We start from the raw sequence: 22,659 nt of genomic DNA, 5'->3' as shown, positions 1-22,659 counted from the left end.
CCAGCCCATCCCTAGGGATCGGCCAGCGCCGCGTCGATGTATCGTTCCCCCGCTGACAGCCTCCCGAAACCCCGGTTAACCAATCAGCAACGATTGTTCAATCGCAAGCCAACATGACAGAGTCTTTGCTGCAAGGCAAAATCACTTAGAACTCGAAGGCATGAATGCGTTCAAATCCGGGTAGTGGCTTAATTGCCGCATTAAATGCCCGTCTTCCGGTTACAACCCCCCCTGCATTGAAAAAGAGCCGGGCTACGCCCGCATTGCCCTGCCCTTCCACAGCCACCAGCCGGCCGCCTTCGGCAAGCTGGTCAAGCAGCGCCGCAGGCACTTTCTCGACGCTGCCGCCGATGAGAATCACATTGTAGGGCGCCTTGGCGGCATGACCTTGCGGCAGTGGGCCGGTGACCACGGTGACGTTATCGCAGCCCTGCGCCGAAAGCGCCGCTTTGGCTGCTTCCGCCAGTGTGGTATCGCTTTCCAGCGCCACGACGGATTTGGCCAGCCTGGACAGCAGCGCCGCGGAATAACCGGTGCCGCAGCCGACATCGAGCACCGAATCGCCGGCGTCGATCTCGGCCAATTGCAAAAGCTTGGCCAGTGGCGACGGCTCCATGAGGTAGCGCGCACCGCTGCCATCGGCGCCGTCGGAGATGCGGATATCCTCGTCGATATAGGCGAGAGCCTGTTGGCCGGCCCCGACAAAGGCCTCGCGCGGCACGGCAAGCATGGCATCGAGCAATGCTGCGTCGGTCACATCGGTGGTGCGGACCTGGCCGTCGACCATCTTGACGCGAAGTTCGGAGAAATCAGCGCTCATGTCCCAACCAATCCGTCAAAAGCCAATGCGCTGAAATGCGCTTGTCGCGCCGACACTGCGGCGCATTCGACCGGAACTCAAGCCCCCGGCATGCGGGAGTTGAAGCGATTGGAGGCCTCGCCCGGAATCGAACCGGGGTGCAAGGATTTGCAGTCCTCTGCGTAACCACTCCGCCACGAGGCCTCATCACTCCCGGCGAGCGAACTCAATATGGTGGCAGCGAAAGGTCGTCAAGCGTCCGCGCGGCATTCCGGCGCGCTTTCCTCATCAGCCGCCGCAACGTGGTTCCCGAGCGATTTCAGCGCTTGGCGCACCGGCATATTGGCCGCTCCTCAAGCATGGCTGCGCGACCGGCGAAACTCGAACCCGCAGCTTTACGCAGCGGGTGCAAACTGGCTTTCACCGTAAACGCGCGGCTGACACCAGGGGCTGCCGTTCTCAAGGAGATATTCGAGGGGAAGGTCTGCGGGGGGCTGGAAGCGAAGCGTCCACTGAACCGGGACCGCGCGCCATCGCTTTCAATTTGGCCGGCGACGCCGTTCCCACCAGACGACGAACCGGCGCCGCAGGCGGCGCACCGCGGCAAATTCGTAGGAAAGCACCAAAAGGCCGAGCGGAATCATCCAGAAGCCGAGAATCGGCAGGAAACCGAGAAGGCCGAAAAACACCAGCACGATACCGATGGCGATCCTCAGCCCGCGCGAGCGCGGCATGGTGAACTCGCGCCCGAACACCGAGATTTTCCGCGCCGGTGCCTGGTTTTCGTCTGCTGCAGTCATGTCGAAAGTCGATCCGGTTGCCTTCGATAAAGCCATATGCGCTAAAGGCTGCAATCGCCTTTCAGGTTCCGCCGACCAAGGTCCGACGGCGCCCAAGACGGCTCATATGTGGTGTCATCCGGCGATTGCCAGAAACCATTGGGTGAAAATGCGCTAAAAAATGCGAAATGCTTCTTTGCAAAGCCGAAAAGGGTTTGCTATAGGCTGCGCCACTCACATGAGAGCCTCTATTCCCCGGTAGCTCAGTGGTAGAGCAACCGGCTGTTAACCGGTTGGTCGCTGGTTCGAATCCGGCCCGGGGAGCCACCGCCTTTTCTAAGCCGTGGTGCGATCTTGTACACTACAGCGCCATTGTCCGCGCACTTCGGTCCGCTTAGCTTCTGCCAGAACGGCTGGTAACAGCTACGAAGCCGATCGAGGCAGTTTGGTGGGCATCGCGCCCCTGCCCTCGCCCGAAGGCAGCCTGATAACGCCCGGTATCATCTATGAAAATACCAAATCGGGAGGACGTTGGTGCAAACCAAGAAGATCATCAATGACGGCAATCGCGCCGTCGACGAGATGCTGGAAGGCATCCTGGCTGCGCATCCCCGCCATCTCAAAGCCGTTGACGGAAGCCAGCGCTCTATCATCGCCCGCGATGGACCGCGCCAAGGCAAGGTAGGCCTCGTCATTGGTGGCGGCTCGGGCCACGAGCCGAGTTTTCTCGGCTTCGTCGGCAAGGGGCTGGCCGACGCGGCGGCGATCGGCAATGTCTTCGCCTCTCCGCCGCCCGACCCGATCCTCGAATGCGCCAAGGCGGCGAGCGGCGGCGCCGGTGTGCTGTTCATGTACGGCAACTATGCCGGCGACGTCATGAATTTCGACATGGCGGCCGAGATGGCCGCGATGGACGACATCGAGGTGCGCACGGTTCTGAGCACCGACGACGTCGCTTCCGCGCCCGTTGGCGACAGGCACAAGAGGCGCGGTGTCGCCGGCAACTTCTTCATCTTCAAGGCGGCAGGCGCCGCCTGCGACCGCATGTTGTCGTTCGATGAATGCGAACGCATTGCCGGGAAAGCCAACGACCACACCTTTACCATGGGCGTCGCATTGGCGCCCTGTTCGTTGCCGCAAACGCGCCGGCCGAATTTCGAAATCGGACCCGACGAGATGGAGATCGGCATGGGCATCCATGGCGAACCCGGCATCGCACGCGGAAAACTCAAAACGGCCGACGAGATCACTGACGAAATGCTGGACAGGATTCTCGCCGAGATGGCGCCGGCACGCGGCGAGAAGGTCGCCGTGCTGGTCAATTCGCTGGGTTCGACGCCGCTGATGGAACTCTACATCATGAACCGGCGCGTGAAGCAGCGGCTTGACGATATCGGTGTATCCATTCACGCAAGCTGGATCGGCAATTACTGCACCTCGCTCGAAATGGCCGGCGCTTCGATCACGCTGCACCACCTCGACGACGAGTTGCAAACGATGCTCGACCACCCTTGCGAGTGCGCCATGTTTCGCGCCGGCTAAACTGGGGACGGCAAGGAGCAAGAGATGACGACAATCGACACCGCCCGCCTTGCCGCGATGTTCGTTGCCATTGCCGACGCCATGTCGGCCGACAGGGACCGGCTGTGCGCGCTTGACGGGGTGATTGGCGACGCCGACCACGGCATTGCCATGGAGTTGGGATTTGCCGCGGCACGCGATGCAGTTGCGGCATTGGATACCGGCGCCACCGATCCGACCATCTTGCTGAACACCGCAGCAAAGTCGTTCCTCAACGCCGTCGGCGCCTCCTCAGGCCCGCTCTATGCCACGGCATTCATGCGCGGCGCGGCCGCCGTCAAGGGCAAGGCGACGCTCGACGACGCCGACGCGGTCGCTATGTTCCAAGCGATGGCCAGAGGCATTCAGGATCGCGGCAAGGCCGAGCCTGGTGAAAAGACGATGATCGATGCGTGGGCGCCGGCCGCGAGGGCTGCGGGCGAGGCACTGGCCGCCGGCAAGGGGCTGGCCGGCAGCCTCGCGGCTGCAGCCGAGGCGGCAAAGGCCGGCGCGGAGGCGACCAAGACGATGATCGCCACCAAGGGCCGGGCCTCCCGCCTCGGCGAACGCTCGCTTGGCCATATGGATCCAGGCGCGGCGTCCGCCGTAACCGTCATCGAGGCGATGCGGATCGCCTTGACCGGCTAGGTCGGGAGCGGATCCTCAGCGCTTCGCGTCGAGCTTGTCGACAGCCTGCACGTTGGCGGCAGAGGGACCGTTCGGATCGAACTCCGAGGCCAGCCAGGCGTCGGCGATCGATTTGGCCAGTTCGGGGCCGATGACGCGCGCACCCATGGTGATGATCTGGGCATTGTTGGATTTCGCAGCGCGTTCCGCCGAATAGGTGTCGTGGGTTAGCGCGGCACGGATTCCGGGCACCTTGTTGGCCGAGATGCTGACGCCGATGCCGGTGCCGCAAAACAGGATGGCGCGGTCGTAATTGCCGTCGACAATTTCGTGGCCGACCGCAGCGGCAATATCGGCGTAGAATCCGGCCTGGCTGAGATCGACGACCTGCAGTTCTGGCTTGGTGGCGAGATGCTTGGCGATGACATCGAGCAGCGGCTTGCCGGCGCTGTCGGCTCCGAGTGCGATCTTCATGGCAATTAACTCCTTCGTTTTCGTGGTCAGCGCGCGATGGCGGCCGACGCCTTTTTGAGAATGTCGATATAGCCTTCCGCTTGCCATGCCGAGCGGCCGATGAACAGCCCATCGATATGCGGCTGGCCGATCAGTTCGGCCGCGTTGCCGGGATTGACGCTGCCGCCGTAGAGCACAAGCGGGGCGGTCGGCAACCGGGTTGCTGCGACCTGCTTGATCAGCGCCTGCTGCTTGTCGGCATAGTCGGCGCTGGCCGGAATGCCTTTCTCGCCGATCGCCCACACCGGTTCATAGGCAAAGAGTATCTCTGCCGACAACTCATTGTTTGCGAGACCCTGCAGCGCGCCCAAAACCTGCGCGGTCAGGATTTCGTCGGCGCGGCCGCCCTCGCGCTCGGCCAGCGTCTCGCCGACACAAATCAAGGGTACGAAGCCGTGCTTGACTGCCGCTGCGGTTTTCAGTCCCACGATCTTGTCCGTCTCGCCAAAATGCTCACGGCGCTCGCTATGGCCGAGTTCGATCAGGTCGAGCCCACAATCCCTCAGCATCACCGGCGAAATCTCGCCCGTCCAGGCACCGGCATCGGCCCAATGCATGTTCTGGGCGCCGACCTTGACGCGGGTGTTGGCGAGCGCCGCCTTGACCTGCCGCACCGCGGTGAAGGGGGGAATGACGAAAGGCTGTATCGCCGGATCGAAGCCCGGCACGAACGCCGCCAATGCCTCGGCGAACTGCAGCGCCTCCGCCAGCGTCTTGTTCATCTTCCAGCTCGTGCCGACCCAATATGGGGCCATTCTTCTCTCCTTCGATCCGAAATTCGAATGATGCGTGTTTCCGGGTCTGCGCCGCCTTCGGGCCGGCGGTTTGCCTCAAGCGCGAGGCTTGAGACTTTCGCGGCCGCTGTCGATGTAAGGCGCCCAGAAATCCACCGACTCACGGATCATTGCAATAACCTGATGATCGACCGGTTCCCTCTCCCGGAAGGAAAGTTCAAGGCAGATTTCATTGTCGGTTCCGCCACCCGCCCGCACGGCGTCGAGCAGCTTCTGCGGGATGATGCGGCCATCCTTGTTGTAGGCGGCGGTGAACGGCCAGTGCCCGCCCTTGTTCATCGACGATTGCTTGATGTGGATGATCGGCGATTGCAACGGGAACGCTTTCGCCCAGGCATAGGGATCAGTGTCGTCAGGATTGGGCGAGGTCACGTCGCCATGGTCGATGTCGACCATCATCTGCATCGGGATCGGCAGCTTGGCCGCATCGACGGCGCCTTGCAATTCGACGCAGCTTTCGATCGTGTGGCCAAACTCGCGGCCGACCGACATCGGTTCCCAGAAAAGGTAGGTCAGGCCCGCCGCCTTGGCGTGCTCGGCCACTTCGCGCCAGCATTCGAGCGCGATGTCGAGAAGCGCCGCGCGCCGCTGCGGATCGTCAAAATCCTTGTAGGTGAATATGGCGAACTGCGTGCCCATGCCCGACGCGCCGAGTTCGGCGGAGATGTCGGCGAAGGTCTTGAACCAATCGACATAATAGCGGCGCACATCCGCGTCCGGATGGCCGAAATGATTGAGCCGGCCATAGGGACCGGTCATACCCGAAGTGATCCGCACGCCGGTCCGCGCCAGGGCGCTGTTGAACAGGCGAACGAACTTGGCGATCGTTGCCGCCGGCCAGCCCGGATTGACGAATTCATGCGTCAGCTGCACGTCGCGGATGCCGATGCCATAGGCAATGGCGTCGATCAGATCGTCGGGATCGGCGAAGCGATTGACCAGCGGGTTGGTGTTCAGCGAAAGCGTGAAGGCCATCAGTTCACCGCCGCCATTGTCTTTGTGCACCAGTCTTGGAATGTTTTCCGCTCGGCCGCATTGATATGCAGCCCGTGTTTGGTCCGGCGTTCGAGAACGTCGGCGGCGGTCATCGCCCATTCGGTCTCGAACAGGAAGACAGCTTCGAGCTCATAGAAATCCGGGCCGAAACGACGTCCGAGATCGGCTTCGCCTTTTACGCCTTTCAGCAAGGCGCGCGTGCGCGTGCCGTAGCTGCGGGCATAGTGCTTCACCAGCGACGGGCTAAGCCACGAAAACTCGGCGTGCAGATCGCCCAGGAACTGCTCGAAATCCGCGTTGGGCAGGTCGCCTCCCGGCAGGGGAATTTTGGCTGTCCAGGCCTTCTTCATGGTCGGAAAGAAGGGCTGGATCTTTTCCAGCGCATGTTCGGACAGTTTGCGGAAGGTGGTGATCTTGCCGCCGAACACAGAAAGCAGCGGCGCGCCACCGTTCGGGGCGTCGAGTTCGAAGATGTAGTCGCGCGTCACCGCGCTCGGGTTGTCGGCATTGTCGTCATAGAGCGGACGCACGCCCGAGAAACTGTAAACCACGTCTTTCGCGGTCAGCTGTCGCTTGAAATAGCGATTGACCACCTTGATCAGATAATCGATTTCGCTGGCCTCGGCCGCCACTTCTTCGGGCCGGCCCTCGTAGGGAATGTCCGTCGTGCCGATCAGCGCCAGATCGTTCTCATACGGGTTGACGAAGATCACCCGCTTGTCGTTGTTCTGGATCAGATAGGCCTGCCGCCCCTCCCAGAATTTCGGCACGACGATATGGCTGCCCTTCACCAGGCGAACGTTGCGGGTGGAATTCTGCCCGGCGACGCGGCTGACGATGTCATTCACCCACGGCCCAGCCGCATTGACCAGCCCGCGTGCGCGGACCTTCGTCACCGCACCGGTGCGGCCATCCTGCATGTCGATGGACCACATGCCGCCTTCGCGCCGGGCAGCAATACAGGCGGTGCGGGTGAAGACTTTTGCGCCGCGCTGACTGGCGTCGAGCGCATTGAGCAGCACCAGCCTGGCGTCATCGACCCAGCAGTCGGAATATTCGAAGCCGCGCTTGAATTCGTCCTTGATCGGCTCCCCTTCCGGCGCGGTCCTCAGGTTCAGCGTCCTCGTTCCCGGCAACCGCTTGCGGCCGCCAAGATGGTCGTAGAGAAACAGCCCGAGCCGAACCAGCCATGCCGGCCTGTCTTCGGGGCTGTGCGGCAGCACGAAGCGCATCGGCCAGATGATGTGCGGCGCCGCCTCAAGCAGCACCTCGCGTTCGATCAGCGCTTCGCGCACCAGCCGGAACTCGTAATATTCGAGATAGCGCAGACCGCCATGCACCAGCTTGCCGGAGCGCGAGCTGGTGCCTTGTGCAAGATCGTCCTTCTCGCACAGGATGACCGACAGCCCGCGACCGGCAGCATCACGCGCTATGCCGGCGCCGTTGACGCCGCCGCCGATCACGAAGAGATCGACAATATCTGACGTATCACTCAAGACTTTGCTCCTGTGCGGTGCGCCATGCCCTTCCACACCGGCCGCAGCGCCTGGCGCGCCGCGACGAAGGATGGAAACAGCGCATCGTAGGTTTGGGAAAGCGCCTCGTCATAGGCGTCGCATTCGCCCAGAAGCGGCGTCACCCATTCGGCGCAGCAATCATCCATGGAGCGATAGACGCCGAGCCCGACCGCGGCCATCATCGCCGCACCCGCGGCGCCGGCTTCCTGGCGGCTGCTGGTCCTGACTTGCGCGCGGGTCGCCGCAGCGATGATACGGCGCAGCGACGGGCTGCGCGCGGCGCCGCCAGACAGGCGGATTTCGCCGGGCACGCTGCCCATTGCCTGGTAGCAATCGCGGGCCGCGAAGGCCAATCCTTCGAGAACTGCGCGCGCCAGATCGCCAAAACCGTGCTTGACGGAAAGCCCGATGAAGCCCGCGCGCGCGTCTGGATCGACGAACGGTCCGCGTTCGCCGGCAAGCGAGATGTAGGGCTGATAGACCAGCGACCCCGGTTCCGATCCTTCGACCCAGACATCGAGCGCTTTCAGCAATTCGTCGCGCGAAGGCTTGGCGCCGCTGGCGGTCAGCACGTCGCGCGCCAGGCCGAGCAGCCAGTCGATGTTGAGCGTCGCCGCCATGTTGGATTGCAGTTGCGCATAGGCGCCGGGAACCGGCATGGCGATCGTGTAGCCGGACGCGTTGTCGTTGAGGATGACATCGTCGGCTGTGCGCGCCAGGCGCGTGTGGATGCCGGTCGAGCCGATGACCGTGCAGCCAACATTGCCGCTTGGATCATAGAGGCCGGCGCCGAGCGCGGTGCTGACCATGTCGACATAGCCCAGCACCACCGGCGTGCCCGCAAGCAGGCCGGTCTCGCCTGCTGCCGACGCAGAAAGCGGATGATGGTCGGTCGTGCCTTCGAGCATGGGGGGCAGCAGGCGGCGGTGCGACGTCAGATCGAGAATGTCGAGCACCTCGTCGGAATAGCTGCGCGCGCGGAAATCGCCGAAGGTGAATGTTCCCTCCGAAGGATCGGTGGCGCGCTCGCCGGTCATCTTGAAATAGAGCCAGTCCTTGCAGTGAAAGGCAGTGGCGGCGCGCTCCAGGATTTCCGGGCTGTTTTTCTTCAGCCAGCTGAGCTGAGCGCCCTGCTGGCAGGCGTTGAGCCCGGTGCCGGTGATCTCGAACCGCGTGCGATCCCGGGGATCGCCGCGCATCTCGTCCACCAGATGTCCGGCGCGCGCATCGAGCCAGAGCCACGCGCGCCCGACCGGCATGCCGTCGCCATCGATCAGCCAGGTGCCGTCGCCCTGCCCGGTGACCGCGACGGCCGCGGTTCGCCGCGCGAGGTCTGGAATTTTCGTCGCCAGATCGAGAACGGTCAGCACCATGTCGCGCCAGGTCTGATTAAGGTCCTGTTCGGCGCCGCCGCCTTCCAGCGTGACGAAGCTGTTGGTCACCGATGCCATGTCGAGCTGCCGCCCCGATAGATCGAAAGCGACCGATTTGATCACGGACGTTCCCGCGTCGATCCCGATCAGCAGGTCTTTCATGCCGCAAGTTCCGGATGGTTATGAAGGCAAGTCACAAGGAGCAGTCTTTGTTGTCTCGAAGCCATGGAAGAGCCAGGGAGTGTCCGCAAAGGACACCCCCTGAGCAGGTTTTTATTCCGACAGCACGAAGGGTGCGGTGTACTTGTCCACATTGTCCTTGGTGATGAGCAGGCAATCGAACAGCTGCTTCTCGCTGGTGGCGCCAGTAGCGCCCGACTTGATGAACGAGTCGGCCTGCTGCACAGCCTTGGCCGAGAAGATGGCCACCGGCTGAAGCACGGTGTACTGCAGTTCGCCGGACTTGATGGCCGCAACCGCATCCGGGGAACCGTCAAAGCCGCCGACCTTGATGCCGGCGAGCTTGCCAGCTTCCTTCAGCGCCGCAACCGCGCCAAGCGCCATTTCATCGTTGCCGCTGATCACGGCGATGATGTCGGGATTGGCCTGCAGCATGCTCTGCATCTTGTCATGGCCCTGGGTACGATCCCAGTTGGCGACCTGCGAAGCGGCCTTTTCGAGATCCGGATACTGGCTGAGCACAGTCGCGTAGCCGTTCGAGCGCGTGGCGGCGTTGTTGTCCGACGGGGCGCCGAGCAGTTCGACATACTTGCCCTTTTCACCGACCGCCTGCACCCACTGCTGGGCACCGAGAGCCGCACCCTGGGCGTTGTTGGAGACGAGCTGTCCCTTGGCAAGACCTTCCTGGTTGATCTCGGCATTGACGAGGAAAACCGGGATGTTGGCGGCAATCGCCTTCTTCACCGCGCCGACCGAACCATCGGCATTGGCCGGGTCGAGGATGATCGCCACCGACTTGTTGGTGATGGCGGTGTCGATCAGATTGCTTTCGGTATTGGTGTCGCCCTTGTGGGCGGCGACGTTGGCTGTATAGCCAAGCTTTTCGGCTTCGGCCTTGGCAACGTTGCCTTCGGTCAGCCAGTAGGGGTTGGCCGGATCGTTGACGATGATCGAGATCAGGCCCGCGGCCGATGCGGCTGCGCTAAACCCGACCACCATCGCGGCGGCAAGCAAACTTCTAAGCACGATTTTCATGTACATTCCTCCAATGATTTTACGCGGTCTTGCTGCCAGTCAGCTGGCAGTCTTCCCTTGGGCAGGATTGGCCGGTTCGGCCTTCCCCCGTTTCTGAGAAGTCGGTTGGCCGCCCGTCGAAGCTGGAAGCTTGCTACGGCGGCGATACTGAACGGCATTGAGGAGCACGGCGAGCACGATGACGGCGCCGGTGAACACTGTCTGCCAGTAGGATGAGATGCCGATGATCACCAGACCGTCGGACAGGAAGCCGATGACGAAGGCTCCGAGCAGGGTGCCGCGAATGTTGCCGCGCCCGCCGGTGAGTGCGGCGCCGCCGATGACGACGGCGGCGATGGCCGTCAGTTCGTAAGTGGTGCCAGCGGTCGGTCCGGCCGAGGTCAACTGCGAGGACAGGATCAGGCCGGCAATGGCGGCACAGATGCCTGAAAGCACATAGACCGAAATCTGCACAGTCTTGACCGGAACGCCGGACAGTTCGGCGGCGCGCTCATTGCCGCCCGAGGCGTAGAGCCAGCGCCCGAACGCGGTGCGGTTCAACACGATGCTGCCGATCAGCGCGATGACCGCCAGCACCACCACGCCGGTCGGCACGCCGAACAGACGGTTGAAGCCAAGCGCGTCGAAACCGGTGTTGCCCAACTCCGGCTTGCCGCCGAGATTGTTGTAGGTCAGGCCGCTGGTCATCAGCAGTGCCAGGCCGCGCGCCATGTACATGACGCCGAGCGTGGCGACAAAGGCCGGAACCTTGAACCGCGCGATCAGCACGCCGTTGATCAGCCCGACAGCGGCGCCCAGCATGCAGGCCAGCACCGCGACCACCCAGACCGGCGGATAGAGAACGACGCCGAGCCAGGTCAGCGTCACGCCTTGCATCAGAAAACCGGCGACGACGCCGGCAAGCCCGAGCGTCGACCCCACCGACAGGTCGATGCCGCCATTGAGGATGACGAGCAGCATGCCGATGGCGAGAATCCCGAAGATGGCGACATGCGAAGCCATGGTCAGGAAATTCGCCACCGAGAGGTAGTAGGGCGACAGGATCGAGAAGACGACAATGATGACGATCAGGGCAAAGAAGGCCCGGCCTTCGAGCAGCAGCTTGGCCACGTCGAAGCCCTCGCCGCCCGCATTGGGGCTGGACTGTTTGCTGGCCTGGCTGAGATCGCTCATGGGTCGGGGCTCCGAAATTCTATGGTCAGGCGACCACGGCTTCGCCGGAGGCGGCCATGATCTGCTCTTTGGTGGCGTTGGCGCCGAATTCGGCTGAAATCTTGCCGCGCCGCATCACGACGATGCGATGGGCGATGCTGAGGCACTCATTGACCTCCGAGGTCGAGAAGACGACCGCCAGGCCTTGCGCGGCACGCTCGCTGAGCAAGCGAAAGACTTCGGCCTTGGCGCCGACATCGATGCCGCGGCTCGGCTCGTCGAGAAGGATGACCTTGGGATCTGTCGTCAGCATCTTGCCGATGACGACCTTCTGCTGGTTGCCGCCCGACAGCGATCCGATCATGGCGTTGCCGCCCGCGGTCTTGATGGTCACCTTGCGGATCGAATCGTCGATCAGTGCGCGTTCCCTCGGCCGGGAGAGGAACAGGCCTTTCGCGAACGCCTCGATGCTGGCAAGCGACAGATTGCGGCCGACGGTCATGGTCTGAACCAGGCCGTCGCGCTGGCGATCCTCGGGGACCAGAACCAGACCTCGGGCGATGCGCTGGGCAATGGTCAGCCCCGAAACGTCCTCACCCTCCAGCAGCGCCCGCCCGCCCGCCATGGGCACACGGCCGGCGACGGCCTCCAGCAATTCCGTGCGGCCCGCGCCCATCAGCCCATAGATGCAGACGATCTCGCCCGCTTTGACATCCAGCGACAGATGATCGACGACGTAGCCTGAACCCGAAGCGTCGGTGACGCTGACATCCTCGATCGACAGCGCGACCTCACCAAACGCATGGCCGGTCGGCGGCGAGCCGAGGTCGAAATTCTCACCCACCATGTTGCGGACGATCCATTCGAGGTCGATGTCCTTGGCTTCGGCCGTCGCCGTGATCGCCCCGTCACGCAGCACGACGGCGTAGTCGGTGATCTGCAGCGCCTCTTCGAGGTGATGCGAGATGTAGACGATGGAGACACCGCGGCTGGTCAGATCGCGGATCACCTTGAACAGCACTTCGACCTCCGTGGCGCTCAGCGCGGAGGTCGGCTCGTCCATAATCAGGATGCGGCTGTCGACCGATAGCGCGCGTGCGATCTCGACGATCTGCTGCTGCCCCAGGCGCAGGTCCTCCACCAAGGTCATCGGATCGATGTCTTCTTCGAGGTCGGCCATCAGCGCCCGCGCTTGGCGCGACTCCTCGGCGAAGTCGAGGCCGGTTCTGGTGCGCAGTTCGCGGCCCATGAAGATGTTGTCGCGAACGCTCAGATTCGGCGCCAGGCTGAGCTCCTGGTGGATGATCGAAATGCCGCGGTCGCGCGCGTCCGAAGACGAGGAAAAGCTGACGAGATTGCCGTCGAGCACGATGTCGCCGGATGTCGGCGTGACCACGCCGGACAGGATCTTCATCAGCGTCGACTTGCCGGCGCCATTCTCTCCGAACAGGGTGGTGACCTTGCCGCGATGGATGTCGAAGTTGACGCCCTTGAGCGCGTGGACGCCGCCATACGACATGACGACATTGCGCGCCGAAAGCACGGCATCGCCAGTCGCGGGTTCTGTGCCGGCAGCCATTGTCATTTGACGTCCAGCCTCACCGGCGTGACCAGCCAGCTCTTCGGATTGACCAGCTTGAAGACGCCGACCACCGCTATTGTCTTGCCGGTCAAGTCACTGGTATCGACTTTCGCCAGCACCTCCTTCTTCATCTCGTTGTTCAGCGCCGAGCCGGCGTCCTGATACTCGATCTGGTTGGTGAACTGACCAAAGGTGATCTTGCCGGTGGCGTCGCGAAGCTCGGTGCCGTTGATCGCCGGCCCAGTCTGTACGCGGACGGTCAACGTGTCCGGCAAACCGTCGACCGCGACCTTGTAGATGCCCGATTTTCCCTCGCCGACGACGCCGGTGAACTTGACCGAGATGACCGGTCCGACTCCCGCCGGCACGCCATATTCCTTTTCGGCCGTCGCCCTGTCCTTGGCGATCGCCGTTGCCACCGTTGCGGCGTCGGCGGCACGCGCTTCGACATCGGCCTGCACCTTGGGAAATTCAGACTTGCCGTAGTCGGCGGCCGAAAACACCGCGTTGCGAACATCGCCGGCAGAGCCGATCTTGATCACCTTGGTATCGAGCGCCATGGCGCCGAGCAGAACCACAACCGCAGCGCCGGCAAGCACCCGGCGCAGGCCGGGCGAAGCTTGCCGGGCGGTGGCCTTCGCGCTCATGATGCAACCACCAGCGGTGCGGATTGTCCGTTGTCACGCATTCGAAGTTCCTCCGTTCACGCAGCGCTTCGCGGTCCCGGCTGCATCGTCGAGCTCGACCAGCGCGCGGGCCGTGCATTCGTCGGTGATCAGGCCGCTGAGATAACGGCTTTCGAGTACTGCCTTGATGGCGCGCACCTTCACCTTGCCGCCGGCGACGGCAACGATCCTGCGGCCCTTCAACTGATCGCGCGGAAGCGCCAGTATTCTTTCCGACAGCGCCGTTTCGACCGGACGCCCCTTGTCGTCGAAGAAATGCGCCAGCAATTCACCAACGCCGCCGTCACGCTTGACCTCGTCGATTTCGGAAGGCTCGATCATGCCGGTGGCGACCAGCGACGCCTCCCGCTCGGCCGTGCCTATTCCGACGAACATCAGGTCGGACCGGCTGGCGAGAGCGAACACATCGCTGATGCCGCGCTGGCCAAGCAGCACTTCGCGGTCCTCGGCGGTATTGGCGACAAAAGGCACCGGCATGACGAAAGCCTGCGCGCCGGTCCGCTCTGCCAGGCGATGCATGACGTCGTGCGGGTTGGCGGCGAATTTGCGCGTCACGCCGCCAAGCAGCGAGACGAAACGGATGTGAGCAGCAGTTGCGCGCGTCAGATATTCGACGCTGGCGGCAAGCGTGCGGCCATGGCCGACGCCGATCAGCATGTCTTCGCCGCGATCGATTTCGCGCTTCAGGAACTGGGCGCCGGCAATGCCCAGCCCCTTGAGCGGCAGTTCGTCCTGATCGAGATCGGGAACCACCTCGCAATAGTGGAGCCCATAGGCGGCGATCAGGCGCTGTTCCAGGTCGACGCATTCGGCGACGTCGCCGTCGATGAAGACCCTGACCAGACCTTCCTGGTTGGCCTTGGTGATCAGCCTATGCGCCTTGAGGCTGGTCAGGCCAAGCCGCTTGGCCACCTGGGCCTGGGTCAGACCACCGGCATAGTGCAGCCAGGCCGCGCGCGTGGCGAGGCTGGATTCATGGTCGCGGTTTGCGCTTCCGCCGGAATTCAAGCCATCCCCTCCCCAGGGTGATAATATTATCTTTGTGTGCAAAAATTTTCATACCTTTGCACCGCTGTCAATCCCTCCGCAGATGGTTGCCTCAGCCGACGTTCGGCAGCCAACGCGAGCCTATTAGAAGGTAAGCATACAATATGACCATACGGTAGTGTTAATTTAACGTCAATTTGTGTTACCGGATCCAGTGACGGCATGAGCCCGTAGGCGCCGGCAAATCCCAATCCGGGTGCAAAATGGGAAGGTTGATGCACAGGGCGCAACAAGGGCAAATCGATCGGATTGCCTCAGGAAAAGCTAGGCGTCGGCGATCAAGCGATCAGTCCAGCCGCATCAGGTTCCTGCCTTCGAGCTCGACAACAGCGGCTTCGACCTCCCGCGTGAGGCGCTCGGTGCTCCACCCCAACGCCCGCCCCGCGATCGCGGCAATCTCCTGCAGGTCGCGGCTCGTCAGCGAGCCGCCTATCGCCAACGTGCTGCGGCGCATAACGACATCGGCCAGATGTTCGACGAACTCGTTGCGCGCGATGTAGTCGATTTCCGCCTTGCCGTAGCCGCCGGAGTCCGGCAGGCAACCCTCATCATCCGACCCGTGCCTGGCGATCTCAACGGCTCTGGTCCCGTAGCGCGACAGCAATTGATCAAGGCGCCCTTCCCCGGCGCCCGTTGCCTGCTGTGCCTCAGCCAGCCAGTCCGCGCGCGCGGCGGCATTGGCCGGAAAATCCCGCCCACCGCCGATCGGCATCGACTGAGTCGACATCTTGCGGCTGCGCTGCAAGCGCTTGAGTACGGTATCAGTGACTTCCTCGGCAAAGCCGCGGAACGTCGTCCATTTGCCGCCGACCAGCGAAATGACTGCAAAGGGCCTGTTGCCGTCCGGCTCGGCAACGGGCGCCGAATGATCGCGGCTGATCAGTCCGGGCGTCGCTGCTTCAGACGTCGGCAGCGGCCGGATGCCGCTATAGGCGTAGACGATCTGGTCGCGCTCGAACGCCATGCCCGGCAGCAGCGTTCGCACGCTGTCGAGCAGATAGTCGACTTCTTCGGGTTCGCAGCGGACCGCGTCCGGATTGTCGGCCTTGATGTCGGTCGAGCCGACCAGCGCCAGGCCGAGATAGTCGTAGACCAGGCAGATGCGGCCGTCATCGGCCTCGAAATAGAGCATGCGCCCGGCGAGGCTTTTGACCAGTTCGTCATGCCTTAAAAGGATATGCGAGCCCTTGGTGCCGCCGATCATCTTCGATGGAGCACCAAGCAGCGCGTTGACGTCGTCGATCCACGGACCGGCGGCGTTCACCACCAGCTTCGGCCGCACCGAAAAGGCCGCGCCGTTTTCCGGCTGGAAGGTGAGCACGCCATTGGCTGAAGCCGCCAGTGTCGTGTAGTTGGCACCGGCAGACGCCGCGTGAGCCTGCAAGCCGTCGAGGATCAGTTCCAGCACCAGCCTTTCCGGGTGACTTATCTTGGCGTCGTAGTAGGTGCCGGTGGCGACGATCGCCGGATTGAGCGCCGGCATCTCAACAAGCGCCTGCCGCCGCCCGACCATGCGGTGGCGCGGCATGACCTGGTTTCGTGAACCGTAGAAATCGTAGATCATCAAGCCGATCTTGATCAGTATGGCGCCGCGGCTGCGCGGCGCGCTGGTCGAGCCGAACAGCGTTCGCAACGCCGCGAGCATGCCCTTGCTCCACGAGAAGATCGGGATGACGGTCGGCAGCGGGCTGACATAGTGCGGCGCGTTTTGAAGAAGCAGATTGCGTTCGAGCGTCGACTGCGCCACCAGCCCGAACTCGCCGGTCTCGAGATATTTCAAGCCGCCGTGGATGAGCCTCGACGGCGCGGCACTGGTGCCCGAGCCGAAATCCGCCTTTTCGACGATCAGGCAGCTGACACCTTGCGCGCACAGATCGCGAAACAGCCCAGCCCCGTTGATGCCGGCGCCAAGAATGACGACGTCGACCTCGCCGGTCGCAGCCATAGCGGCGAGACGTCCGGCGCGATTGTCCGCCCCTGCTCCGTCTGTTCGGCTCATGGCGCTTTCGTCTTGACGATGCGCAGTTTCACGCCGGCCCGCTCGAGGCTCTGCGCCTGCGCATCGCCGAGCCCCTCGGTCACCAGCACGGCGTCGAAACTGGTCAAATCGTCGAAGACATGCAGCGCGATCCGGTCGAATTTTGCGTGGTCGACCAAAAGGATGCGCTTCACGGAGGCGGTCATCATCGCCTGCTTGACCCGCACGACATTCGGATCCTGGATGAAAGCCGTGGTTCCGGTGACGGCCGAAGCCGAACAGATCAGCACATTGGCGCGCAACTGCGCCACGGCGTTCTCGCAGACGATGCCGATATAGGCATTGTAGGTGCCGTGATACTGGCCGCCGAGACAGATGAAGTCGAGGTCGTCGACATTGATCAGCAACGCAGCCGTCGACACGCTGTTGGTGACAACCGTCAGCGGCTTGACGTCGAGCAGCAGCGTCGCAACCGCGTTTGCCGTCGATGAATCGTCCAGCATCACCACCTGGCCGGCCTCGACATAGTCCAATGCTGCCCGCGCCAGCGCATCCTTCTCGGCTCGGTTGACCGTCACCCGGTAGCGGAAGGCGCTCTCATAGAGACCGGACGGCTGAACCGTCACGGCACCATGCAGCTTGCGCAGCACGCCCTGCTGCGCCAGCCGGTCGATGTGCCGGTGGATGGTCATGCGCGATACGCCGAAATGCTCGACCAGATCGTCGATGCGCACCTGGCCCAGCTTGATCACATAATCGGCGATCTCTTCGCGTCGTTCGTCGGCCTTGATCATGCGTCTCCCCTTGGCCGCGCCAGCCTTTCGATGTCCGGCCAATGCGACTTCAGCTGCTCGGCTATGCGGCAGTAGAGCGAAAACCGCTCATTGAACACAGCACTGGAGGCGGGCACCGGTTGATACGTCCGCTCCGTCATCCCAACCTGCCTTGCTCCCTCTTGCGGCGTCTTGAACAAGCCGACCGCAGCACCTGCGCAAAGCGCGGCACCGAGGGCCGCGGTCTCATCCGTCGAGGTGACGGTGACCGGGGCGTTCAGCACGTCGGCAAACATCTGGACGAAGGCAGGATTGCGCGAACCGCCGCCGGTCAGGCGGATCTCGCTGACGGCAAAGCCGTCGCGCAAAGCCTCGACATGGGTGCGGTGATTGAAGGCGATGCCTTCCAGAACCGCCTTCAGCATGTCGCCGCGATTGTGCCAGCCATGCAGGCCGACAAAGCTGCCGCTGGCCAAATCGCCATAGGGAGAGCCGAACAGATAGGGATGAAACAGGATGGTCGAAGGCTTCTTCAACGCCGCGTCGATCTCTCCCGCCAGCAATTCGTGGAGGGAGCCGCCATCCGTCCTGTCCTGCTCCGCGCGGCAAAACGTGTCGAGAAACCAGTCGTAGTTCGCGGTCGAGGCCGGCGAGATCGACATGTTGTTCCAACGGCCCGCGTCGATGGCGTTGCGGCAGAACCAACGCCGGTCGACGCGCGGTTGCGAAGAGACGACTTCATTGATGGAATAGGTGCCGGCGACGATGGCGAGCACGCCGTCTTCATGGCCGCCCATGCCAAGCGCCGAGGCGGCCACGTCGTGCAGGCCGCAGGCGACCGGTGTTCCCTTGCGAAGGCCGGTCCTTTCGGCGGCATCGGCTGTGACTTGACCGGCGACGTCAGCCGAATGCCCCACCGGCGGCAGCGCGTTGAACAGATCCTCCAACCCGAAGATGCGCAGCGCTTCAGGCGCATAGGCTTGCGTGCGAAAATCCGTGAATGAAGTGCTGGCCTCCGTGCGGTCGGTCCCGATCGTGCCGGTCAGGCAAAAGCGCAACCAGTCCTTGCAGGCCAGCACACGGCCGATGCGGCCATAGCGATCAGGATCGTTCTGCTTAAGCCACGCCAGCAGCGCCGACGGCGCCGAAACATGCGGCGTCTGGCCTGTCGTCGCCAGCGCATCGGTGAAAACGGTACCGGCGGACCACCTGTCGACAATGTCGCCGGCGCGGCTGTCGAGCGACAGGATGCCTGGTCCCAAAGGCTGACGATCATGATCGAGCACATAGAGACCATCGCCATGCGCGGTCGCCGCCACCGCCTTGATGTCTTCCGCCGGCCTGCCGGAGAGCGCGATCGCCTCCTTGATGGCGTCGGCTGTTGCTTGCCACAGGCCTGACATGTCGCGCTCCACCCAGCGCGCGTGGGGCATCGATTGCGGCACCCGGCGACGCGCCACGGACAATTGCGTGCCGTCGGCATCGAAGATGACCGCCTTGGTGACCGTGAGGCCGTTATCGATTCCGAGCAGGCTGGGCATGATCACCGCCTCTTTCAGCATTGGCGATTGCTACAGGGCGATCCTGCAGTCTGATGCAAGGGCGAAACACATGGCGACAACCCCGATAGAGCAAGGCGGATAAATGGCAAAAGTACCTTGCCCCGACAAAACACCCATATCTTTATGTGAATTTAACGTCAACATGCGCGACAAAAACCGCTACCGCGCCGTTAGAGGGCATGAATGGATCTCGCGGTTGCCAGGCGACGCGTAATCAGCTGCTAAGGCCGTCACGGATGGCGCTGAAATAGCGGTCGGTTCCAACCTGCCCGCCCTTGAGTGCCACCTCCAGCCCATCGATCGCCTTGACGCGCGAGTGAGCGACGCAAAGCGGCGAGCCCGGCGACGCCGGCAACGGCATCCGCACGGTCAGCGCATCGACACCCATCTGGCCGAGCGCGTGGCTCGACGTATCGCCGCCGGCAACGACCACGCGCTGCAACTTCTGCTCGATGGTCAGCGCGCGAAGCAGTTCGCCGAGGCCCCGCCCGAGCTTGTGGCGGGCGCCTTCCTGGCGGTCGATTTCGCCCCCCCTATCGGCCGCGGGTCCAAGGGCCGTGTAGAGAACGACGCTGCGCCCGGCTTCCAGACTGGCGCGACCGGCTGCCGTCGCGCGTGCGATCGCATCTCCGGAAGCTTCGGAGATCAGTTCGACGGGATCGACCTCGATGCCGTCGAAGCCGTCAGTCAAAGCGTGACGGATCTGTCGTTCGGTCGTCGACGAACAACTGCCCGAGACGACCGCGATCCGGTCGGCGGCACCCGGCGGCGAAAATTCTGGTTCAGCTCTGACTGTCCCGTTCGACACCCATTCGGCCAGCAGCGCATATTCGATCCCCGACGAGCCGACGACGAACGAACCGCCCGGCTTGCGGGCGCGCCATATCTCCTTGCCGGCAAGCGCCTGCGTCTCGAGGCTGTCGACATCGACAAGTACGATGTCGGTGCCCTTTGCGAGCAAGCGGTCGAAGGCTTCCGAGCGCGACGCCGACTGCAACGTCGCGAGATCGACCAGCCCCGATGTGAGCTCCGTCTGCCGCGACAGATGGATCAGCAGGTCGGATTCATCCATCGGCGTCGTCGGGTGGCGGCTCATCACCGGATGGCGGTCGATGCGGAAATACTTTTCACGATAGACCGCGAACAAATGACCGAAGGCGGTGTAACGCTTGAGCTGCGGCGCCCCGACCAGCAGCGGCACGCTGTCCTGCGCGAAGACCGAGCGGCCGATCTCGATGGCGCGACCGATGCTGCCGATCGTCGGACTGGAATCGAAGGTCGAGCAGACCTTGTAGTGACAGATCGCGGCATTCAGCGTCTTCAGCCAAGCGAAGGCATCGCTCAGATGCGTGTCCATCCATTGTGGCGTCTCGCTGCGGCTGGTGCCGGCCAATCCAATGGCGCGGCAGTGGCTGAACTGCGCAAGCATGGCCGCGTCCGGCTGGCGCATAAATAGCACGGTCGGCACGCCGCCGAGTTCGAGCGCTTCCATGACGTCGGTCGAGCCGGTGAGGTCGTCGCCATAATAGCTGAGAAGCAGGTCTTGCATTGCTTCAGGCCGCTTTGCCGTCGCCGAATTTTTCGATCGACCGCGCCAGCTCCGGATGGCTCAAGGCGAAATCCGCCAGCGGAATGCCGTCGACCGCCGCCTGCCAGGCTTGCTGCACGGCACGCACCCCGGCGCCCGGTCCATCCGGATGGCTGACGATGCCGCCGCCGCACAGATAGAGCAGATCGACCGTCCGGCCGGTCCGTTCATAGGTCTCGGGCGCTTGCCCGCCCCATTGGCCGGAGCCCGCCACAGGCAAGGCGCAATCCTCAGGGGCAAAAATCGGCGTCGTCACCGCCTTGAAGGACTCGACGAAAGACGCGTCCGGCTCCCAGTATTTCGATTGGATGCCGTTGATCTGGAACTGGTCGACGCCGAGCAGCCGCCAGAACTGTTGCCAGACCTTGAAGTTCATACCGAGGCCGGGATGGCGGGTGAGGATGTCCCAGCCGTTGCGATGAGCGTGAAGCACCAGGCTGGAGCGTTTTCTCAAGAAGGCCAGGCCACCGAAACCGACGGAGTTGATGTTGACCACCGCGCAATTTCCGCCGGCCTTGGCCACCAGATCGTGATTGCGCATCATCTCGTCCGGGTCGGCATGCGAGATGCCGAAGGCGTACATCACCTTCTTGCCGGTCCTCTGCTCGTGGTCGAGGATCAGCGGCATGATTGCCTTTACCCGCTCCGCCAGCGGCGAATAGGCTGGGCTCATCAGCTTCTCATCGTCCTTGATGAAATCGACACCGGCGGCGATCAGCTCGCCCACCATCGCGGCGGTTTCGGGGGGCCGCAGCCCCAGCGCCGGCTTGACGATGGTGCCGATGATCGGCCGATCCGTGACACCTGTCAGCCTGCGGCTGCCGGCGACGCCGAATTGCGGACCTGGATGCGCGCCGCGGAATTGCTCCGGCAGCTTCATGTCGACAACGCGAATGCCGGTTAGGCCCTTGATCGAATAGGCGCCGCCGATGGCAATGGTCATCAGAGCCGACAGGTCGTGGCCGATGGCATCGAATGGAAAGGCGATGTCGACATCCGCGCGCTTGAACGGCCCGTTGCCGGCCTCGGGAATGGAGGGGCGAAGTGCGTCCGGCAGGTGCCGAATGGCCAGGACACGCGCGGCCACCCGGGCTTTCAGTTCCTCGGTCTCGCCGGGCAGCGCGACGAAGGTTCCAGTCGACTGGTCGCTGGCGATCTTGGCTGCCAGCGTCTCGATGCTGCCTGATGTCTCGATGCGGTAGGTGAGCGTGATCATGGTTCGTTGTCTGAGGCCGCAGGGGGTTCGAAAAGAGTTCCTTGATCGTCGGAATCTGGTATAATGAGTACATAAGCTTTGCAAGCAATATCCTGTCTGGCGGCTATGGGCGATCGGGGCGACAGCCATTCCGGGAACAGCTGCGGCAGTGCTAGATAGACACAGGTCAAGGGAGTGATTCGCGACGATGAACCGTTCGGAGCCGATCGTCCGGCGCAAACTTTCCGACGAAGTGTTTTTGCGGCTGAAGCGCCTGATCACCAGCGGAGAATTGACGCCGGGCGACGACATGCCGTCGGAGCGCGAGTTGATGGAGCGCTTCGAGGTCGGCCGTCCCGCGATCCGCGAGGCGATGCAGGCGCTGAGCAATATGGGCCTCGTCGCGATCTCGCATGGGGAACGCGCCAAGGTGCTGCAGCTGACCGCCAAGTCGATCATCAAGCAGGTCGATGGCGCAGCCAAGATCATCCTGTCGTCGTCGAAGGACACGTTGGAACACCTGAAAACGGCGCGCATCTTCTTCGAGCGCGGTATGGTCAGGGAAGCCGCCGAAAACGCCACTGCCGAGGACGTTGAGCAGCTGCGGGCCACAATTGCCGAACAGCGTGGCTTTCGTGGCGATTCCGAGGCTTTCATTTCAGCCGACATGAAGTTTCACACCCAGATCGCGGCCATTTCAGGCAACCCGATCTATATCGCCGTCAGCGAGGCGATGCTCGGTTGGCTGAAGGAATATCACACCGAAATGCTGATCTGGACCGGCAAGGAACAGTTCACGCTGACCGAGCATGAAGAGATCATCGGCCGCATTGAGAAGAAGGATGCCGACGGCGCCGAGAAGGCGATGATCAAGCACCTCGAGCGCTCGCGCGCGCTTTATGTGATGAACTCCGGCAACTGAT

General features: G+C 63.0%; 20 protein-coding genes and 2 tRNA genes. 4 read left to right on the top strand and 18 right to left on the bottom strand.

Annotated features, from left to right (window positions below; all coding sequences use genetic code 11):
• Positions 1-145: 145 nt before the first annotated feature.
• The 3 genes from NKI88_RS02875 to NKI88_RS02865 form a co-directional block, all read right to left on the bottom strand.
• A complete protein-coding gene (locus NKI88_RS02875; protein WP_023667707.1) occupies positions 146-820 on the bottom strand; it encodes a protein-L-isoaspartate O-methyltransferase family protein in 675 nt (224 codons plus the stop codon).
• Between the two features lie 109 nt (positions 821-929).
• A tRNA-Cys gene (locus tag NKI88_RS02870) sits at positions 930-1,003 on the bottom strand.
• Positions 1,004-1,338: 335 nt separating this feature from the next.
• Complete coding sequence (locus tag NKI88_RS02865) at positions 1,339-1,599, bottom strand: PGPGW domain-containing protein (RefSeq protein ID WP_027050334.1); 261 nt, start codon at positions 1,597-1,599, stop codon at positions 1,339-1,341.
• A gap of 231 nt (positions 1,600-1,830) precedes the next feature.
• On the opposite strand from NKI88_RS02865, the gene NKI88_RS02860 reads away from it, so the two are divergent.
• The 3 genes from NKI88_RS02860 (at position 1,831) to dhaL (ending at position 3,786) form a co-directional block, all read left to right on the top strand.
• A tRNA-Asn gene (locus NKI88_RS02860) sits at positions 1,831-1,905 on the top strand.
• Positions 1,906-2,112: 207 nt separating this feature from the next.
• A complete protein-coding gene (locus tag NKI88_RS02855; RefSeq protein WP_023821448.1) occupies positions 2,113-3,120 on the top strand; it encodes a dihydroxyacetone kinase subunit DhaK in 1,008 nt (335 codons plus the stop codon).
• Positions 3,121-3,144: 24 nt separating this feature from the next.
• On the top strand, positions 3,145-3,786 hold the full coding sequence (gene dhaL, locus NKI88_RS02850) for a dihydroxyacetone kinase subunit DhaL (RefSeq protein ID WP_023821449.1): 642 nt from the start codon (positions 3,145-3,147) through the stop codon (positions 3,784-3,786).
• Positions 3,787-3,801: 15 nt separating this feature from the next.
• Here the strand turns inward: dhaL and derI are convergent, their stop codons facing one another.
• The 15 genes from derI to oiaX form a co-directional block, all read right to left on the bottom strand.
• Entirely contained in the window at positions 3,802-4,239 is a 438-nt protein-coding gene (derI, locus tag NKI88_RS02845; protein ID WP_023672592.1) for a D-erythrulose-4-phosphate isomerase, read from the bottom strand.
• A 26-nt stretch (positions 4,240-4,265) separates the two neighbouring features.
• Entirely contained in the window at positions 4,266-5,033 is a 768-nt protein-coding gene (locus NKI88_RS02840; RefSeq protein ID WP_023701685.1) for a triose-phosphate isomerase, read from the bottom strand.
• 75 nt (positions 5,034-5,108) lie between these two features.
• Positions 5,109-6,047 carry a sugar phosphate isomerase/epimerase family protein gene (locus NKI88_RS02835; RefSeq protein WP_023753375.1) on the bottom strand — a complete coding sequence of 313 codons (939 nt, stop codon included), beginning with the start codon at positions 6,045-6,047 and terminating at the stop codon, positions 5,109-5,111.
• Positions 6,047-7,564, bottom strand: a complete 1,518-nt coding sequence (locus NKI88_RS02830) for a glycerol-3-phosphate dehydrogenase (RefSeq protein ID WP_023714403.1) — start codon at positions 7,562-7,564, stop codon at positions 6,047-6,049. Before NKI88_RS02830 ends, NKI88_RS02835 begins: the two co-directional genes overlap by 1 nt.
• Entirely contained in the window at positions 7,561-9,120 is a 1,560-nt protein-coding gene (locus tag NKI88_RS02825; protein ID WP_023753377.1) for an FGGY-family carbohydrate kinase, read from the bottom strand. The genes NKI88_RS02830 and NKI88_RS02825 overlap by 4 nt, the downstream gene beginning before the upstream one ends.
• A 111-nt stretch (positions 9,121-9,231) precedes the next feature.
• Positions 9,232-10,173: a D-ribose ABC transporter substrate-binding protein gene (locus NKI88_RS02820; protein ID WP_081725422.1), complete on the bottom strand. Its 942-nt coding sequence runs from the start codon at positions 10,171-10,173 to the stop codon at positions 9,232-9,234.
• Between the two features lie 39 nt (positions 10,174-10,212).
• Positions 10,213-11,346 carry an ABC transporter permease gene (locus NKI88_RS02815; protein WP_352653685.1) on the bottom strand — a complete coding sequence of 378 codons (1,134 nt, stop codon included), beginning with the start codon at positions 11,344-11,346 and terminating at the stop codon, positions 10,213-10,215.
• A gap of 25 nt (positions 11,347-11,371) precedes the next feature.
• Positions 11,372-12,910, bottom strand: a complete 1,539-nt coding sequence (locus tag NKI88_RS02810; RefSeq protein ID WP_023818099.1) for a sugar ABC transporter ATP-binding protein — start codon at positions 12,908-12,910, stop codon at positions 11,372-11,374.
• The gene (locus NKI88_RS02805) at positions 12,907-13,554 is read right to left on the bottom strand and encodes a DUF2291 family protein (protein ID WP_023672600.1); all 648 of its coding nucleotides are present in this window, start codon (positions 13,552-13,554) and stop codon (positions 12,907-12,909) included. The genes NKI88_RS02810 and NKI88_RS02805 overlap by 4 nt, the downstream gene beginning before the upstream one ends.
• Positions 13,555-13,587: 33 nt before the next feature.
• Complete coding sequence (locus tag NKI88_RS02800) at positions 13,588-14,601, bottom strand: sugar-binding transcriptional regulator (RefSeq protein ID WP_023672601.1); 1,014 nt, start codon at positions 14,599-14,601, stop codon at positions 13,588-13,590.
• Positions 14,602-14,926: 325 nt separating this feature from the next.
• Positions 14,927-16,585, bottom strand: a complete 1,659-nt coding sequence (locus NKI88_RS02795) for a glycerol-3-phosphate dehydrogenase/oxidase (RefSeq protein WP_352653840.1) — start codon at positions 16,583-16,585, stop codon at positions 14,927-14,929.
• A 50-nt stretch (positions 16,586-16,635) separates the two neighbouring features.
• Positions 16,636-17,412, bottom strand: coding sequence for a DeoR/GlpR family DNA-binding transcription regulator (locus tag NKI88_RS02790; RefSeq protein ID WP_352545347.1), 777 nt, complete (start codon positions 17,410-17,412; stop codon positions 16,636-16,638).
• Complete coding sequence (locus NKI88_RS02785; RefSeq protein WP_352545382.1) at positions 17,409-18,932, bottom strand: FGGY-family carbohydrate kinase; 1,524 nt, start codon at positions 18,930-18,932, stop codon at positions 17,409-17,411. The genes NKI88_RS02790 and NKI88_RS02785 overlap by 4 nt, the downstream gene beginning before the upstream one ends.
• A gap of 235 nt (positions 18,933-19,167) precedes the next feature.
• The gene (locus tag NKI88_RS02780; protein WP_023825732.1) at positions 19,168-20,502 is read right to left on the bottom strand and encodes a four-carbon acid sugar kinase family protein; all 1,335 of its coding nucleotides are present in this window, start codon (positions 20,500-20,502) and stop codon (positions 19,168-19,170) included.
• 4 nt (positions 20,503-20,506) lie between these two features.
• On the bottom strand, positions 20,507-21,757 hold the full coding sequence (gene oiaX, locus NKI88_RS02775; RefSeq protein ID WP_023697638.1) for a 3-oxo-isoapionate-4-phosphate decarboxylase OiaX: 1,251 nt from the start codon (positions 21,755-21,757) through the stop codon (positions 20,507-20,509).
• Between the two features lie 187 nt (positions 21,758-21,944).
• Here oiaX and NKI88_RS02770 point away from each other — a divergent pair, with 187 nt between their 5' ends.
• Entirely contained in the window at positions 21,945-22,658 is a 714-nt protein-coding gene (locus tag NKI88_RS02770; protein WP_023672607.1) for a transcriptional regulator NanR, read from the top strand.
• Position 22,659: the final 1 nt, after the last annotated feature.

The sequence above is a fragment of the Mesorhizobium sp. M0317 genome (genome assembly GCF_040321555.1).
GTDB lineage: Bacteria > Pseudomonadota > Alphaproteobacteria > Rhizobiales > Rhizobiaceae > Mesorhizobium.
Note: the sequence above shows the minus strand (reverse complement) of the source record. Positions and strands in the feature narration are given on the sequence as shown.